We start from the raw sequence: 14,822 nt of genomic DNA, 5'->3' as shown, positions 1-14,822 counted from the left end.
TCTTGTAGCTGGTGCGACCAAGGTCACTGGATAGAGAGTTGCAAGTGGCACGCCAGGAGGGACTCGAACCCCCAACCTGCGGTTTTGGAGACCGCTGCTCTGCCAATTGAGCTACTGGCGTATGACTTGACTGTTACACATCACCTTAGACGGCGAAGGCGGACCGAGTTACCCGGCCCGCCTTTCGCGCAACCAACAGCAGTTACTGCTGGCGCTACAGGCTTATTACGCGACGATCTTTGCAACCACGCCGGCGCCGACGGTACGGCCACCTTCGCGGATTGCGAAGCGCAGGCCTTCGTCCATTGCCACCGGGTTGATCAGGGTGACAACCATCTTGACGTTGTCGCCCGGCATCACCATCTCGACGCCTTCCGGCAGCTCGCAAGCGCCGGTGATGTCGGTGGTACGGAAGTAGAACTGCGGACGGTAGCCCTTGAAGAACGGGGTATGACGGCCACCCTCATCCTTCGACAGAACGTACACTTCGGCTTCGAACTGGGTGTGCGGCTTGATCGAACCCGGCTTGGCCAGAACCTGGCCACGCTCGACGTCATCACGCTTGGTGCCACGCAGCAGCAGACCGGCGTTGTCGCCTGCCTGACCCTGGTCGAGCAGCTTGCGGAACATTTCCACACCGGTGACGGTGGTCTTCTGGACCGGACGGATACCGACGATTTCGATTTCTTCGCCGACCTTGATCACGCCGCGCTCGATACGACCGGTCACCACGGTGCCGCGGCCCGAGATCGAGAACACGTCTTCCACCGGCATCAGGAACGGCTTGTCAACATCGCGCTCCGGGGTCGGGATCCAGCTGTCCAGTGCATCGACCAGCTTCAGGATGGCCGGCACGCCGATTTCGCTCTGGTCACCCTCCAGTGCCATACGCGCCGAACCGTGAACGATCGGGGTGTCGTCGCCCGGGAAGTCGTACTTGCTCAGCAGCTCACGAACTTCCATTTCGACCAGCTCAAGCAGCTCGGCGTCGTCAACCATGTCGGCCTTGTTCAGGAACACGACGATGTACGGCACGCCGACCTGACGCGACAGCAGGATGTGCTCGCGGGTCTGCGGCATCGGGCCATCAGCGGCCGAGCACACCAGAATCGCGCCGTCCATCTGAGCAGCACCGGTGATCATGTTCTTGACGTAGTCAGCATGGCCCGGGCAATCGACGTGGGCGTAGTGACGGTTGGCCGATTCGTACTCAACGTGCGCGGTGGAGATCGTGATACCACGAGCCTTCTCTTCCGGCGCGGCGTCGATAGCCGAGTAATCCTTGAATTCGCCACCGAAGCGCTCTGCACCGATCTTGGTCAGTGCGGCGGTCAGCGTGGTCTTGCCATGATCGACGTGGCCGATGGTGCCGACGTTGACGTGCGGCTTGGTACGCTCGAACTTACCCTTGGACATGGCTGCTTCTTCTCGGTAACAGGTTGGTTATGCACTATCGGCAAGATGGTGCTCACGAAAGGAATCGAACCTTCGACCTCCTCCTTACCAAGGAGGTGCTCTACCGACTGAGCTACGTGAGCGAGTTGTCTATTATGCCGTGTTTTTTCGTTTCGTTCAATGGAGCGGGAGACGGGAATCGAACCCGCACCATTAGCTTGGAAGGCTAAGGTTCTACCGTTGAACTACTCCCGCACCGGGAAAACACGTCACAACATAAAACTGGTGGAGGGAGGTGGATTCGAACCACCGAAGGCGTAAGCCAGCAGATTTACAGTCTGCCCCCGTTGGCCGCTTGGGTATCCCTCCATTCCACTCCCTTGTCTAGGACCGGCGGCCTTGCCGGTCAGGGGTGGGTGAGCTCGCTATTTTGGTGATCAGCGCCGATGCTGTCAACAGAAATCTTCACATTCGGTGAATTTTCTTTTCGGCATCGGCGGTGCCGATCACTCGCCGGGCATCTTAATCTTTTCGTCGGCGAAAATCGCCACATGCGGCACGCCATCGGCACCAATCCAACCGCGGTACATGCCTTCGGTATTGAAGGGGAATGCCGCCTTGCCATCAGCAGACAACACGATGCCACCGCCATCGCCACCGAGCTCGGGAATGCGCTTGACGATGACTTCATCGCCGGCCTGTGCCGGCGTTTCCTTCAAGTACTTCATGCGTGCGCATATTTCATGCGCCACCGACAGACGGATGTAGTACTCGCCCCAGCCCGTGCCTGAAACCGCGCACTGGTCGCTGGCATAGGTGCCGGCACCGATGATCGGCGAATCACCCACACGCCCATAGCGTTTATTAGTCATGCCGCCGGTGGACGTGCCCGCTGCGAGCTTGCCCTGGTTGTCCAGCGCAACGGCACCGACGGTGCCGAAATGCTTGGCGGTTTCCAGGTCGGTGTGCGCCTGCCCTGCGGTTTCTTCCTTCAATGCACGCTGCAGCTGCTCCCAGCGCTTTTCGGTGCGGAAGTAGGACGGATCGACCAGCTCGATCTTCTGTTCGGCAGCGAACATCTCCGCGCCCTGCCCCACCATCATCACGTGCGGCGAATGCTCCATCACCGCGCGCGCGAGCAGGATCGGATTCTTCACCGTATGCACGCCAGCCACCGCACCGGCACGCAGCGTGGCGCCATCCATCAGCGAGGAATCCAGCTCGTTCTTGCCGTCATGCGTGAACACCGCTCCACGCCCGGCATTGAAGGTCGGGTCGTTCTCCAGCACGGTGATGGCGGCAGTCACCGCATCCAGCGCCGGCTTGCCCGCGACCAGTGCCTGATGGCCCTGACGCAGCGCCTCGGTCAAGGCCGCACGCGCCGCACGCTCCTCTGCAGCACTGAAGTCCTTGCGCTCGACGCCGGCCCCGCCGTGAATCACCAGCAAGGGAGAAACCTCGGCTGCAGCGGCAGCCCCCGAGGACAGCGACGCCAGGCCCAGCAGTACCGCAGAAGTCAGCTTCATGTTTCTTCACTCCCGAATGGAACCCGATTCTAGGCAGGTGCCAGCCGCTGTGAACAGTGACCGCAGCCACCCGTGCCCACAGCGCCGACACAACCGCAGCCGCAGCGCCGTCGAGAATGGCAACGGGTGCATGACAAGAAAAAAAAAGGGGCCAAAGCCCCTTTTCCTACGCAGCGTGCATCCTCATTCGGGATGCAGCTTCAACTCGCCAGCAACGACGCTGGCCATTGCAGTGAACGCGGCGTTGTCGACCTTGAACCCATCCAGATGCAGGCGGCTGCCTTCCCCTACCCCGGTTACCGGGATAGCACTGAATTCCAGCGGTTCGCCATTGCTGAGCCGGTCGGCCGTGCGCTGCGGCATCACCAACCATGCATAACCATCGTTCAAGGAATACACACGTCCACGGCCATCGGCCTCGACACATAGCGCCGTGTCCTCATCCACGCCGATGCCTACGATGTCGTCCCGCCCCTTGTCCTGCGCGGCGCGGGCCACAAACACGATCAAACGACCCAGCCGGTCACGCTTGGCGAAGTGGGTGTCGGTGACCACGTTGGACAGATAGGGCATGGTCAGGAAATCCCGGTCCATGGTCACCTCGCTGCCCATCGGATCGTTCAGCGCGGTCGGGGAATTGACGCTGCCACCGTCCAGCGCGCCATAGGCGTAGCCACCCAGGATGGCCAGCCCCGCGCTGGTACCGCCGATCGGCTTGCCGGCGCGGATGTGCTCATTGAGCGCGGTATTGAGTTCGGTGCCCTTCCAGAAGCGGATGTAACGCGCCTGGTCGCCACCGGCGATGAAGATTGCATCGGCAGCGCGCACCACCCGCAGCACGGCCGGATCGTCGGCGGCCTTGCGACTGTCGAACACCAGCGTCTGCACCGCAGTGACGCCACCGATGTCGTTGTAGAGCTCTTTCTGCATGTTGTCGTCACCGGAGGCGCGCAGGATCACCACGCGGCCATGCCCGGCACGTTCAACCCACCAATGGAATGCCTCGGGCACCCAGTCGCCGCCGCCCATCAACAGCATCGCCGGCTCGGTCTTGCCGGGACGCGGGGCAGCAAGATCACCCACTTCGTAATACGTGTAGCCGGGCGCGCCAGGACCGCGCGAATCCTGCGCATGGGCCGCACCTGCGGCAGCGATGGCCACCACTACCAGGGCCAGCCGCCCAAGCCAGGAACTCTTACGTTTCATCGCGCACTCCAGCCCACACATGTAACCGCTTCCAGCTGTAATGCCAGACTTTCCGGCAGTGGTCAAGCGTGTAAAAAAGGTGTTAGATGCTGTGGACCCATTCACATTTCAGACAGGGTTGGGCGGCATTCCCTGACAGCCGGATGGGCATCCCAGAACATTCATTAGAGAGCCGATTCATGCGTAAACACGCAATGGTGTGTTCAATCCAACTGGCCCTGTTGTCGATGGCCGCCCCTGCCCTGGCGCAGAACAGCCCCCAAGGCCAACCCCAGCAACTGGACACGGTGCAGGTCACCGGCTCACGCATTCCGCGCGCCCAGGTCGAAGGCCCGGCGCCGGTCACGGTGGTGACTGCTGAACAGATCAAGTCCGCCGGCTTCACCTCGGTGCCCGACGTACTGCGCTCACTGAGCCAGAACAGTGGCAGCACCCAAGGGCAGCAGAACACCACGGGCGCCCAATCCACACCGGGCGCACAGGCAGTGGACCTGCGCGGGCTCGGGCCGAATCACACCCTGGTGCTGGTCAACGGCCGCCGCATCGCCGACTTCCCGCTGCCGCTCAACGGCCGCAGCAACTTCACGGACGTCGGCAACATCCCGCTGGGCATGATCGATCGCATTGAAGTGCTGACCGGCAGCGCATCGGCCGTTTACGGCTCCGATGCCATGGCCGGCGTCATCAACTTCATCCTCAAAAAATCTACTGACGGCACCACCATCGATTACCGGTTTGGCGACACCAGCCGCGGCGGTGGCACCTCGCACAACCTGACCCTTACCACCGGCTTCGACCAAGGCGGCTTCAGCGGCATCGTCGGTGTTGAGCTGATCGATAAGCGTCCGCTCTGGGGCACCGACCGCAGCGTGCAGGATTCAACATTGGATTCACCTGCGGAAGAGCGCCGGTTGCCGCGTCTCATCGCCCAGCTGCAGAACTGGGACGACGATGAAAACATCGCACCGGACGACGGCTGCGCGGCAATGGCTGGCCTCAACGGCGGCACCACCGTGCTCGCCGAGAACGACCTCGGCCCGTATTGCGGCAGCGAGCGCGCAATTGCCTACCGCACCATCCAGAACGAGCGCAAAGGCTTCAATGCCTATGGCTCGTTCGAATACCGCTTCAATGACGCTCTGTCATGGTTTGCCGATGTCCAGCTCGGCCAGCAGAAGGTCAAGCTGCTGACCGGCACCAACAGCAACGATGTCGCCAGCGACCATATGGGCTGGGAATTCCATGACCCGAACTCGTCCGGCAACTACCGCAACAAGATCTTCTACAACGCCACCACCGAGCGTTACGAAAACTGGGCGCGTCAATTCACTCCGGAAGAAGTGGGTGGCCTGCGGAATCGCATGAACACCACCACCCAGAAGACCTTTGCGGTGACCACCGGCCTGAAGGGCATGATCGCCGAGGAATGGAACTGGGAGGCCGCTTACAACCACTCCCAGTACAAGGCTGACGTCAAAATGCCGCGCATCAAGGCGGCTGCGGCCAACCGCCTGTTCCTTGGCGAGCTGCAGGGCTATGACGATGACGGCATTGCGATCTACACCCCGGATCCGGCACGGCTGTTCACGCCACTGACCCAGGCCGAATTCGCCTCGATCGGGGCGATGTCCACCTTCCGTCCGGAAGCCAAGAACGACAATCTCAGCTTTACGGTAGACAACGCGTCGCTGTTCTCGATGCCTGCTGGCGATGTCGGCTTCGCAGGTGCCGTCGAGTACGGCAAGCAGTCCTATGAGATCAACCCCGATCCGCTTGCGCTCACCGAAGATGCCTACTATGGCCCGCGCTATGGTGATGGTCATGGCGATCGCGACCACTGGAGTGCTGCCGGCGAACTGCGCTTGCCATTGGCTTCGAGCCTGCAGGCAAGCGTAGCCGGGCGCTATGACCGCTACAGCTACGGCAACAAGAACCCGGGCAAATTCACCTACAGCGCCGGTCTGGAATGGCGTCCGTTGGATACCTTGCTGCTGCGCAGCTCCTACGGCACCGGCTTCCGCGCACCGGACATGCACTACCTGTTTGCCGGGAACGATTACTACCGCACCCGCTTCGCCACCGACTACTTCCAGTGCCGCACCGCCGAGCCCGGTGTCACTGACGGGTATTGCTATGACGACGGCAGCTATGACGGCAGCACGTTCGATGTCTACAGCGGCAACATGAATCTGGATGAGGAGACCAGCAAGTCGTTCTCGGCCGGCTTCGTCTGGTCGCCGGTGGCCAACTTCGACCTGGCAGTGGATTACTACAAGATCCGGATCGAGAACCAGGTACAGACGCAGGACCGCGAGGAACTGCGCATCACCGAAGCCAACTGCCGCCTGGGCAGCACCGACAGCGGCGCAGCGGTCGACATCAACTCGCCCACCTGCGTGGACGCCTTGGCACGCGTCATCCGCGACGGCGATGGCAACATCACCAGCGTGCGTTTCGGTCCGATCAACATTGCCAACGAGGAAACCTCGGGCATCGATGTGGCCGCCAACTACCGCCTGCAGACAGCAAACGCGGGTGATTTCAGCTTCACCGGCCAGTACAACTGGACGCACCGCCACACCCGCCAGCAGTTCCCGGGCGACCCGAAGGAAGACATGCTCGATGTCAGCTTCAGCGCCACCACGCTGCCACGGGTGAAGTCGAATCTCGGCGTCAGCTGGGACAAGGGTGCGTGGGGCGCCAGCCTGTTCGGCAGCTACCTGGGCCGTGTTGCCAATTACGACAACGATGCATGGACCGAGGCCACCTGGCGCTTCAACGCCGGTGCCCGCTACGACATCACCGACCATCTGCGGGTGTCGTTGTCGGTCAACAATCTGTTCGACAAGATGCCGCCGAAGGATCCGACCTGGTCGAACTACCCGTACTACGACACCTCCTGGTTCGACAGCATGGGCCGCAGCTACTACGTGCAGCTCACCTGGAAGCTGGGCGGCAAGGCGTTGTAAGGCCTGGTCGTATGTAGTGCCAACAAGGCCCGCCAATGGCGGGCCTTGTTGTTTGCGCGAAACAGGAATGTCACCTGCAGAGGCCTGCCGACGCCAGAGGCTTCCGTAGCCTGGGCAAGCCCAGCGCCCCCCCCCCCGGGGCCTTGCGCCCGGCCGCTGCACTGCCTTGCGATGTTCATCCCCCGGGTGCGCTGCGCTTACCCGGGCTACACGGATGATCCGAATCTGTCGACGACGACAGTTCTCCACAGCGGCTGTGTGCAATGGATGGAGAAGGTTGTGGACAACTCCGTGCAGGCCTTGCACTGCAATAGTTTCAAAGCCATGGTGAATTTTTGGCCAGCACACCGGGACGCGCAGAACAGCGCGTGTTTGTAGGAGCGGCGTGAGCTGCGAAGCACGTGGATTGTCAGCTTGCAAAGGCCATCGATACGTCGGCAATACCAGCTTCGGGGCGGGCGCCCCACCCACCAACCAAAGACGCGCCCCCCCTGGGGGTGTGCGGGGAGCACCCAACCCGCCTATGCCGGCCCGCCTTGTGGGAGCGGCGTCAGCCGCGAAGCAGGTAGATCATCAGATGGCATAGCTGCCTGCCGCTTCGGCAATGCCAGCTTCGCGGCTTACGCCGCTCCCACAAACAACTCTGCCAACCTGGCTTCTCCACAGCCGCTGTGTGCAATGGATGGAGAAGGCTGTGGACAACCGTGCGCAGGCCTTGCGCTGCAAGGCTTTCAAAATTGTGGTGAAATTTTGACCAGGCAGCAGATTGCAGATACAACAAGGCCCCGCAATGCGGGGCCTTGTGGCTGCAGCAACGTCGATGTAATCAGACGTTGAAGCGGAAATGCAGCACGTCGCCTTCCTTGACGATGTAATCCTTGCCTTCCAGACGCAGGCGACCGGCTTCCTTGGCGCCCTGCTCGCCCTTGAGGTTGATGAAGTCCTCATAGCTGATGGTTTCGGCGCGGATGAAGCCACGCTCGAAGTCGGTATGGATCACGCCAGCAGCCTGCGGCGCCGTCGAACCGGCGCGCAGCTGCCATGCGCGGACTTCCTTCACGCCTGCGGTGAAGTAGGTCTGCAAGCCGAGCAGCTTGTAGCCGGCACGGATCACGCGGTTCAGGCCAGGCTCTTCCAGGCCGAGATCCTTGAGGAACTCATCGCGGTCGGCGTCATCGAGCTGCGCCATTTCTTCTTCGATGGCCGCACACACCGGTACCACTTCGGCGCCTTCCGCCTCGGCGCGGGCACGCACCAGGTCCAGCAGCGGATTGTTCTCGAAGCCGTCCTCGGCGACGTTGGCGATGTACATCAGCGGCTTCAGCGTGATCAGGAACATGTCACGGATCAACGCCTTCTCATCGGCATCGAGGCCAGCCGAACGCGCCGACTTACCCTGGTCCAGCGCCGACGCCAGCTTTTCCAGCACCGGCTTGCGGGCCAGTGCTTCCTTGTCGTTGGCCTTGGCCGCGCGGGTAGCGCGATCCAGTGCCTTCAATACCGATTCCAGATCGGCCAGCGCCAGCTCGGTATCGATAGTCTCGATATCGGCGATCGGGTCGACCTTGTTGGAGACGTGGATGACGTTGCTGTCTTCGAAGCAGCGCACGACGTGGGCGATGGCATCGGTCTCGCGGATGTGGGCCAGGAACTTGTTGCCCAGGCCTTCACCCTTGGACGCACCAGCAACCAGGCCGGCGATGTCGACGAACTCCATCGTGGTCGGGATCACCCGCTCTGGCTTGACGATGGCTGCCAGCGCGTCAAGGCGCGGATCCGGCACCGGCACGACGCCGGTGTTCGGCTCGATCGTGCAGAACGGGAAGTTGGCCGCAGCGATACCCGCCTTGGTCAGCGCATTGAACAGGGTCGACTTGCCGACATTGGGCAGACCGACGATGCCGCATTTGATACCCATGCTTGAACTCCCGTGAATGGAAAATCGGGAATGGAGAATCGGAAGGGCGTACCGCCGTTCCACTCCCCATTCCCCATTTCCTGCTCACTTGATGGTGTGCAGACGCTTCATTGCTTCGCTGAAATCGCCAGCTACCGCCAGCGGCATTACATCGATGGCCGCATCGATGGCCTGTGCCATCAGCACGGCGTCGTCCGGCGACGGACGGCCCAGTACCCAACCCACCACGCGGTCCTTGTGACCGGGATGGCCGATGCCAAGACGCAGACGGTGGAACTTGCCGTGACCGAGCAGACGGATGGTGTCACGCAGGCCGTTCTGGCCGCCATGACCGCCATCGAACTTGAGCCGGGCCACGCCGGGCGGCATGTCCAGTTCGTCGTGTGCAATCAGGGTTTCTTCCGGCTCGATCTTCCAGAACCGCTGTGCGGCGGTGACCGATTTGCCGGCAAGATTCATGTAGGTGGCCGGCTTCAACAGCCATACCGGCTGCCCAGCAATCTCGACCTTGGCGACTTCGCCAAACAATTTGCTTTCCAGCGCCCAGCGCGCGCCCTGCCGCTCTGCCAGGGCCTCAACGAAATGAAACCCAGCGTTGTGCCGGGTTCGGGCGTGTTCGGGTCCGGGGTTGCCGAGACCAACGATCAATCGCAAGCCAGTCATCTGTCAGATACACCTGCTGCGCCCGCTCCGAAGAGCGGGCGCAACATAGCCGATTACTCGGCTGCTGCTTCTTCTGCAGCGGCGGTCTTGGCGATGACAACTGCGTCGTCATGGCCCTTGCCCAGCTTCAGTGCCGGAATTTCCACGCCAGCCGGCAGCTTCAGGCCCGACAGGTAGATGATGTCACCAGCCTTCAGCTCGCCCAGGTCGACTTCGATCGACTCCGGCAGGTCCTTCGGCAAGCAGGCAATCGCCACTTCCTTCAGTTCGTGGGTGACCAGAACGTCGGCAGCCTTGCCAGCCGGCGAGGTGTCTTCGTTGATGAAGGTCAGCGGCACCGAAGCGTGCAGCACTTCATTTTCGTTCACGCGCTGGAAATCCAGGTGCATGACCAGCTGCTTGTACGGGTGACGCTGCATGTCACGCAGCAGCACCTTGTGGATGGTGCCGTCGAGGTTCAGGTCGATGATGGAGGAGTAGAACCAATCGTTGAACTGGGCCAGCCAGATTTCATTGTGGTTGAACTCGACCTTCACCGGCTCCTTGTTACCGCCGTAAACGATACCCGGGACCACACCGGCATGACGCAGGCGGCGGCTCGCACCCTGACCTTGCACGTCACGACGGGCGACTTTGATTTCGTGGGACTTTGCCATGTTGACTACTCTAGGTTGTTGCACCGCCTCGCGGCGCTGCGTAAAGACTCTTCCGCGACCAGAAGAGCCTGTTGTGATCCCCGGACACGCCGGGGACCGGATCCATCAATCCACGTACATCGAGCTGACCGACTCACCGAAGGCGATGCGGCGCATCGTCTCGGCCAGCATTTCGGCCACGCTGATCTGGCGGATCTTGGGACAGACGCGGGCCACTTCGGAAAGCGGAATCGTGTCGGTCACCACCAGCTCGTCGAGCTGGGAGTTGTTCAGATTGTCCACCGCCGGGCCCGAGAGCACGGCGTGGGTGCAGTACGCGGCAACCTTGAGTGCGCCACGCGCCTTGAGGGCAGCAGCGGCAGCACACAGGGTGCCGGCGGTGTCGACGATATCGTCGACCATCACGCAGGTCTTGCCTTCAACGTCACCGATGATGTTCATCACGGTGGCAACGTTGGCACGCGGGCGACGCTTGTCGATGATGGCCAGGTCGGCATCATCCAGGCGCTTTGCCACGGCGCGGGCGCGTACCACGCCGCCTACGTCCGGGCTGACCACGATCAGGTTGTCGGTGCCGTAAACGCGCCAGATGTCTGCCAGCAACAGCGGCGAGGCATAGACGTTGTCGACCGGCATGTCGAAGAAACCCTGGATCTGATCGGCATGCAGGTCGACCGTGAGGATCTGGTCGGTATGCACGGCCGAGAACATCTTTGCAGCAACCTTGGCGGTGATCGGCACGCGCGAGGACCGCATGCGGCGATCCTGGCGGGCGTAGCCGAAGTACGGCACCACCGCGGTGACGGAGGCGGCGCTCGCGCGCTTGAGCGCGTCGATGATCACCAGCAGCTCCATCAGGTTTTCCGCACTCGGGGCGCCGGTGGACTGGACCACGAATACATCCTGCTTACGCACGTTTTCCTGGATCTCGACCTGAACTTCGCCGTCGGAGAACTTGGAAACCAGCGCCTTGCCCGGTCTTACCCCGAGTTCCTTGCAGATGCTCTGCGCAAGGTGTTTATTGGCATTGCCGGAAAAAACCAGCAGGTTCGGGGAATCTTGCATGACAGCTCTCTCGGGCGGGGGCGAGTAGCAAAGGAAACGTGATTGCTGCAGAGGTGGCGCATATCGGCTTGCTCGCACATCCGGTGCGCTTACAGCTGGAAGGAACGTGTGGCAGGGGCGGTAGGATTCGAACCTACGAATGCCAGGATCAAAACCTGGTGCCTTGGGCCTCTTGGCGACGCCCCTGCATCAAACAATTCCCGTCGTTTCCAGCGCATCAAGCAGTGGCGAGCGATCAACGCCCGCAGCTACCCATGCCCGCAGTTGCTCCGGCAATTCCGCCAACGCCTGCTCTGCAGCAACGCGCGTGGCAAATTCGACGAAACAACCGCTTCCCGACCCCGTGAGCCGTGCCCGACCAATACCTGACAGGGCCTGGAACGTTGCCTCGATGGCAGGTTCCTGACGCCGTAGTACCGGCTCGAACGCATTTCCGAGGACGGTCCCGGAAGCGAAGTCGGCTATTTTCACGGGCTTGGCATCCCGCGTCAAATGCTGCGAACGAAAAAGTTCAGCCGTGGGCACATGAACGCCCGGATCCACCAGCAAATACCATGCTTCCGGCAGTTCGATCGGGGTCAGCAATTCGCCCACGCCTTCGGCCCAGGCGCTGCGGCCGCGCACAAATACCGGCACATCGGCGCCCAGGCCCATGCCGATGGCAGCCAGTGCGTCCTCATCCAGACCCGTGCCCCACAAGGCATTGAGCACCACCAGCACGGTGGCCGCGTCCGAGGAGCCGCCTCCAAAGCCGCCACCGGCCGGAATGTGCTTCTCGACCCGGATATCGACGCCTTTGGCGCAATTTGAGGCATTTCTCAGCGCGATAGCTGCACGAACCACCAGATCATCGGCCTCGGCGACACCTGCCACCGATGGCCCGTCACGGCGTATTTGTCCGTCTTCACGCAGGCGCAGGCCAATGCGGTCGCCCCAATCCAGCAGGCGGAAGACGGTCTGCAATAAATGGTAGCCATCGGCGCGACGGCCGGTGATCTGCAGGAAGAGATTCAATTTGGCCGGGGCCGGCCAGTACGACCAGCCCGCAGCGTCAGCAACCACGGTCATGGTGCGCCCGCGCCCCATTCATCCACAATCAGACGAACCTTGGCATCGCCATTGACCGCCTCGATACGCCGCGGCAGCGAGGGGCGCCCCGGCTCGGCCGGGTACCAGTCCAGATAGTCGACCTGCCAGCCCTGCTGGCGCAGCACCCGCGGCCGGCCTTCGGCGTCGAAACCGAGGTGCTCCGGGGCCATTCCTGATGATGTCGGCAGGCCGCGCACCCATTCGGCCAGCTGCGCTACCGGGATTTCCCAGCCAGTGGCCTGAAGCAACAGCTCGCCGGCGTTATCAGCGCTGCGTGGACCGCCCTCCAGGCCTTCCAGCCGCACCGGCTGGCCGGGCTCGCCGCCACTGAGCTGCCAGCTCTGGCGGGTGACCGGCGCCGCAAGGCTGACCTGGTAGGCCGGCCCCTGCTGCAGCCAGTCAATCCGGCCGTTGCCGCCGTTGCGGCCCTTGCTGATCGCCACCCGGCCCTGGAATGACCAGTCCGGCTGCGCCATCAAGGCCGCCTGCCGCGCCTGCGATGCGGCCTGTGCCGCTGCCGATACCTGCGCAACCTCAGCCGCCACCGGCGTGGCTTGCCGCTTGGGCACCGAGCCACAGGCCGCAAGCGCCCCAACCATCACGAGCGCCAACGGCGCCCGCCACATCATCACGTTCATACACCCAACTTTTCGATCGCACGCTGCAGCGCGCGGTTATCCGGATCCAACTTGCGGGCTTCATCAAAAAAGCGCCGCGCTTCCTCTTTCTGCCCAAGCACCCACAGCACTTCGGCCACGTGTGCGGCAATTTCCGGATCCTTGTTCAAGGTCCAGGCGCGGCGCAGGTGCACCAGCGCTTCCTCGTTGCGGCCCAGCCGGTACAGCACCCAGCCATAGCTGTCGACGATGGCGGCATTATCCGGCTCGGCGACGCGTGCGCGGTCGATCAGCTCCAAGGCTTCCTGATAGCGATGGGTGCGATCGGCCAGGGTGTAACCCAGCGCATTAAGCGCGGCGACGTTCTCCGGCTCGGCAACCAGCACCTTGCGCAGGTCGGCTTCGGCGCGCGGCACGTCATCACTGCGCTCCCATGCCAGCGCGCGGGCATAAAGCAGCGCGCTGTCGTCCGGGAATGCCGCCAGGCCACGGCCCAGCACATCAAGCTCGGCCTGGGCATTGCCATCACGCAGCTGCAATTCGGACTGAAGCAGGTAGGCATCGCGGCGCACGTCGTCATCCAGAGAGGCATCGGCCTGGATGGCCTGCACTTCCTTTTCGGCCTTGGCCTTGTCGCCCATCAGATACAACGCATTGACTGCGCGCAGCTGCGCCTCGCCGCGATGCTCGCCACCGGGCACGCCGTGGTACCAGTCCACGGCTTCCTGATAGCGCTTCAGGTATTCGGCGATCTTGCCCAGCAACAGGCGCTGGTCCGGGTCCGGCTTGCTGGCCTTGGCCGAAATGTCCTGGTAAAGCGCCAGCAGCGCCACATCATCCTTCTGCTTGGCCAGCAGCGAGGCACGCATGCCCCAGCTCTGCAGGTTCTGCTCGCCTACCGACAGCACATGTTCGGCAGCCGTGGTGTCGCCCAAGACGTCATAGGCAATGGCCAGTGCGGCGCGCAGTTCATCATCTTTCTCGGCCTTCGGCTCGATGCCCTTGAGCAGGGCCAACGCCTCGTCCTTCTTGCCGGCCTGGTTGAGCTGCGAGGCATGCAGCAGCGCCACTCGCGGCTCGTCCGGGAAGCGCTTGACCACTTCGGCCACCATGCGCCGCGACAGCTCCGGGCGCTCCATCCGCAACGCCAGCCGGCCGAACTCCTGCCAGGCCTCCAGGTCATCGGGTATCGCATTGGCATCGACCAGCTGGCCCAGCACCTGCGCCGGCACCGCCGGGTCACGGCCGCCGGTAGCCAAGGCCAGCAGCGCATAGCGCCAGGCGCGTGGCTCGGGCGAACGCAGCACCGCCAGCAGTTCCTTGCGGGCAAGCTTGGCATCGCCATTGCGCATGGCCAGCGCGCCACGGGTGCCGCGCACCGCTACCGAACCGGGGTCACGCTGTGCCCACAACGCCAGCGCCTGCTCGGCACGGCCAGCGTCATCGGCAAGCATGGCGATACGGGTGGCGCGTTCGGCCAGCCCCACGTCGCCCTTGGCTTCCTGGGCGGCCTGCAGGTACCAGCGCGCGGCGTCGGGCAGCTTGCCGGCCTGCAGCGAGAATTCGCCGGCCAGCACCGGGGTCAGCGGCAGGCCTTCAGCCGCCAGGGGCGCCTGGACCGGCACAGCCGGGGCCGCCAGCACCGGAAAAACCGGCAGGGAAAGCAACAGAACGGTGCATATGCGATTGAATACGGGCATCTGGCGCAACCGGGCCGT

At 62.8% G+C, this 14,822-nt stretch carries 11 protein-coding genes and 5 tRNA genes; 1 reads left to right on the top strand and 15 read right to left on the bottom strand.

Going from position 1 to position 14,822, the window contains the following annotated elements:
• Positions 1-45: 45 nt before the first annotated feature.
• The 7 genes from ACVOKO_RS10325 to ACVOKO_RS10295 form a co-directional block, all read right to left on the bottom strand.
• Positions 46-121: transfer RNA gene (locus ACVOKO_RS10325), tRNA-Trp, on the bottom strand.
• A gap of 104 nt (positions 122-225) precedes the next feature.
• Entirely contained in the window at positions 226-1,416 is a 1,191-nt protein-coding gene (tuf, locus tag ACVOKO_RS10320) for an elongation factor Tu (protein ID WP_346498828.1), read from the bottom strand.
• 46 nt (positions 1,417-1,462) lie between these two features.
• Positions 1,463-1,538, bottom strand: a tRNA-Thr gene (locus ACVOKO_RS10315).
• A gap of 38 nt (positions 1,539-1,576) precedes the next feature.
• Positions 1,577-1,650: transfer RNA gene (locus ACVOKO_RS10310), tRNA-Gly, on the bottom strand.
• Positions 1,651-1,678: 28 nt separating this feature from the next.
• Positions 1,679-1,764: transfer RNA gene (locus ACVOKO_RS10305), tRNA-Tyr, on the bottom strand.
• Between the two features lie 137 nt (positions 1,765-1,901).
• A complete protein-coding gene (locus ACVOKO_RS10300) occupies positions 1,902-2,921 on the bottom strand; it encodes an isoaspartyl peptidase/L-asparaginase family protein (protein WP_346498827.1) in 1,020 nt (339 codons plus the stop codon).
• Positions 2,922-3,104: 183 nt separating this feature from the next.
• A complete protein-coding gene (locus ACVOKO_RS10295) occupies positions 3,105-4,148 on the bottom strand; it encodes a cyanophycinase (protein WP_430980757.1) in 1,044 nt (347 codons plus the stop codon).
• A 158-nt stretch (positions 4,149-4,306) separates the two neighbouring features.
• Here ACVOKO_RS10295 and ACVOKO_RS10290 point away from each other — a divergent pair, with 158 nt between their 5' ends.
• Positions 4,307-7,096: a TonB-dependent receptor plug domain-containing protein gene (locus ACVOKO_RS10290; protein WP_346498825.1), complete on the top strand. Its 2,790-nt coding sequence runs from the start codon at positions 4,307-4,309 to the stop codon at positions 7,094-7,096.
• Between the two features lie 826 nt (positions 7,097-7,922).
• Here the strand turns inward: ACVOKO_RS10290 and ychF are convergent.
• The 8 genes from ychF to ACVOKO_RS10250 all read right to left on the bottom strand — a co-directional run bounded on the left by ychF (position 7,923) and on the right by ACVOKO_RS10250 (position 14,804).
• On the bottom strand, positions 7,923-9,014 hold the full coding sequence (gene ychF, locus ACVOKO_RS10285; RefSeq protein WP_346498824.1) for a redox-regulated ATPase YchF: 1,092 nt from the start codon (positions 9,012-9,014) through the stop codon (positions 7,923-7,925).
• Positions 9,015-9,098: 84 nt separating this feature from the next.
• Positions 9,099-9,677 carry an aminoacyl-tRNA hydrolase gene (pth, locus tag ACVOKO_RS10280; RefSeq protein ID WP_346498823.1) on the bottom strand — a complete coding sequence of 193 codons (579 nt, stop codon included), beginning with the start codon at positions 9,675-9,677 and terminating at the stop codon, positions 9,099-9,101.
• 53 nt (positions 9,678-9,730) lie between these two features.
• The gene (locus ACVOKO_RS10275) at positions 9,731-10,333 is read right to left on the bottom strand and encodes a 50S ribosomal protein L25/general stress protein Ctc (RefSeq protein ID WP_346498822.1); all 603 of its coding nucleotides are present in this window, start codon (positions 10,331-10,333) and stop codon (positions 9,731-9,733) included.
• Between the two features lie 105 nt (positions 10,334-10,438).
• On the bottom strand, positions 10,439-11,398 hold the full coding sequence (locus ACVOKO_RS10270) for a ribose-phosphate diphosphokinase (protein ID WP_346498821.1): 960 nt from the start codon (positions 11,396-11,398) through the stop codon (positions 10,439-10,441).
• 109 nt (positions 11,399-11,507) lie between these two features.
• Positions 11,508-11,584 (bottom strand) — tRNA-Gln (locus ACVOKO_RS10265).
• Between the two features lie 3 nt (positions 11,585-11,587).
• Entirely contained in the window at positions 11,588-12,466 is an 879-nt protein-coding gene (gene ispE, locus ACVOKO_RS10260) for a 4-(cytidine 5'-diphospho)-2-C-methyl-D-erythritol kinase (protein ID WP_346498820.1), read from the bottom strand.
• Positions 12,463-13,125 carry a lipoprotein insertase outer membrane protein LolB gene (gene lolB / locus ACVOKO_RS10255; protein WP_346498819.1) on the bottom strand — a complete coding sequence of 221 codons (663 nt, stop codon included), beginning with the start codon at positions 13,123-13,125 and terminating at the stop codon, positions 12,463-12,465. The genes ispE and lolB overlap by 4 nt, the downstream gene beginning before the upstream one ends.
• Positions 13,122-14,804, bottom strand: a complete 1,683-nt coding sequence (locus ACVOKO_RS10250) for a tetratricopeptide repeat protein (protein WP_346498818.1) — start codon at positions 14,802-14,804, stop codon at positions 13,122-13,124. Before ACVOKO_RS10250 ends, lolB begins: the two co-directional genes overlap by 4 nt.
• Between the last annotated feature and the right edge of the window lie 18 nt (positions 14,805-14,822).

The organism is Stenotrophomonas sp. STEN240 (assembly GCF_056756175.1).
The sequence above is the reverse complement of the archived record's forward strand: the minus strand, read 5'-3'. Positions and strand labels throughout refer to the sequence as shown.

Bases quoted from the DNA above. Each gene is read 5' to 3' on its own strand.
- ACVOKO_RS10275 (WP_346498822.1), bottom strand. From the start codon at position 10,333: ATGGCAAAGTCCCACGAAATCAAAGTCGCCCGTCGTGACGTGCAAGGT.
- ACVOKO_RS10250 (WP_346498818.1), bottom strand. From the start codon at position 14,804: ATGCCCGTATTCAATCGCATATGCACCGTTCTGTTGCTTTCCCTGCCG.
- ACVOKO_RS10270 (WP_346498821.1), bottom strand. From the start codon at position 11,398: ATGCAAGATTCCCCGAACCTGCTGGTTTTTTCCGGCAATGCCAATAAA.
- ACVOKO_RS10290 (WP_346498825.1), top strand. From the start codon at position 4,307: ATGCGTAAACACGCAATGGTGTGTTCAATCCAACTGGCCCTGTTGTCG.
- ACVOKO_RS10295 (WP_430980757.1), bottom strand. From the start codon at position 4,148: ATGTGTGGGCTGGAGTGCGCGATGAAACGTAAGAGTTCCTGGCTTGGG.
- ACVOKO_RS10300 (WP_346498827.1), bottom strand. From the start codon at position 2,921: ATGAAGCTGACTTCTGCGGTACTGCTGGGCCTGGCGTCGCTGTCCTCG.
- pth (WP_346498823.1), bottom strand. From the start codon at position 9,677: ATGACTGGCTTGCGATTGATCGTTGGTCTCGGCAACCCCGGACCCGAA.
- ispE (WP_346498820.1), bottom strand. From the start codon at position 12,466: ATGACCGTGGTTGCTGACGCTGCGGGCTGGTCGTACTGGCCGGCCCCG.
- ychF (WP_346498824.1), bottom strand. From the start codon at position 9,014: ATGGGTATCAAATGCGGCATCGTCGGTCTGCCCAATGTCGGCAAGTCG.
- lolB (WP_346498819.1), bottom strand. From the start codon at position 13,125: ATGAACGTGATGATGTGGCGGGCGCCGTTGGCGCTCGTGATGGTTGGG.
- tuf (WP_346498828.1), bottom strand. From the start codon at position 1,416: ATGTCCAAGGGTAAGTTCGAGCGTACCAAGCCGCACGTCAACGTCGGC.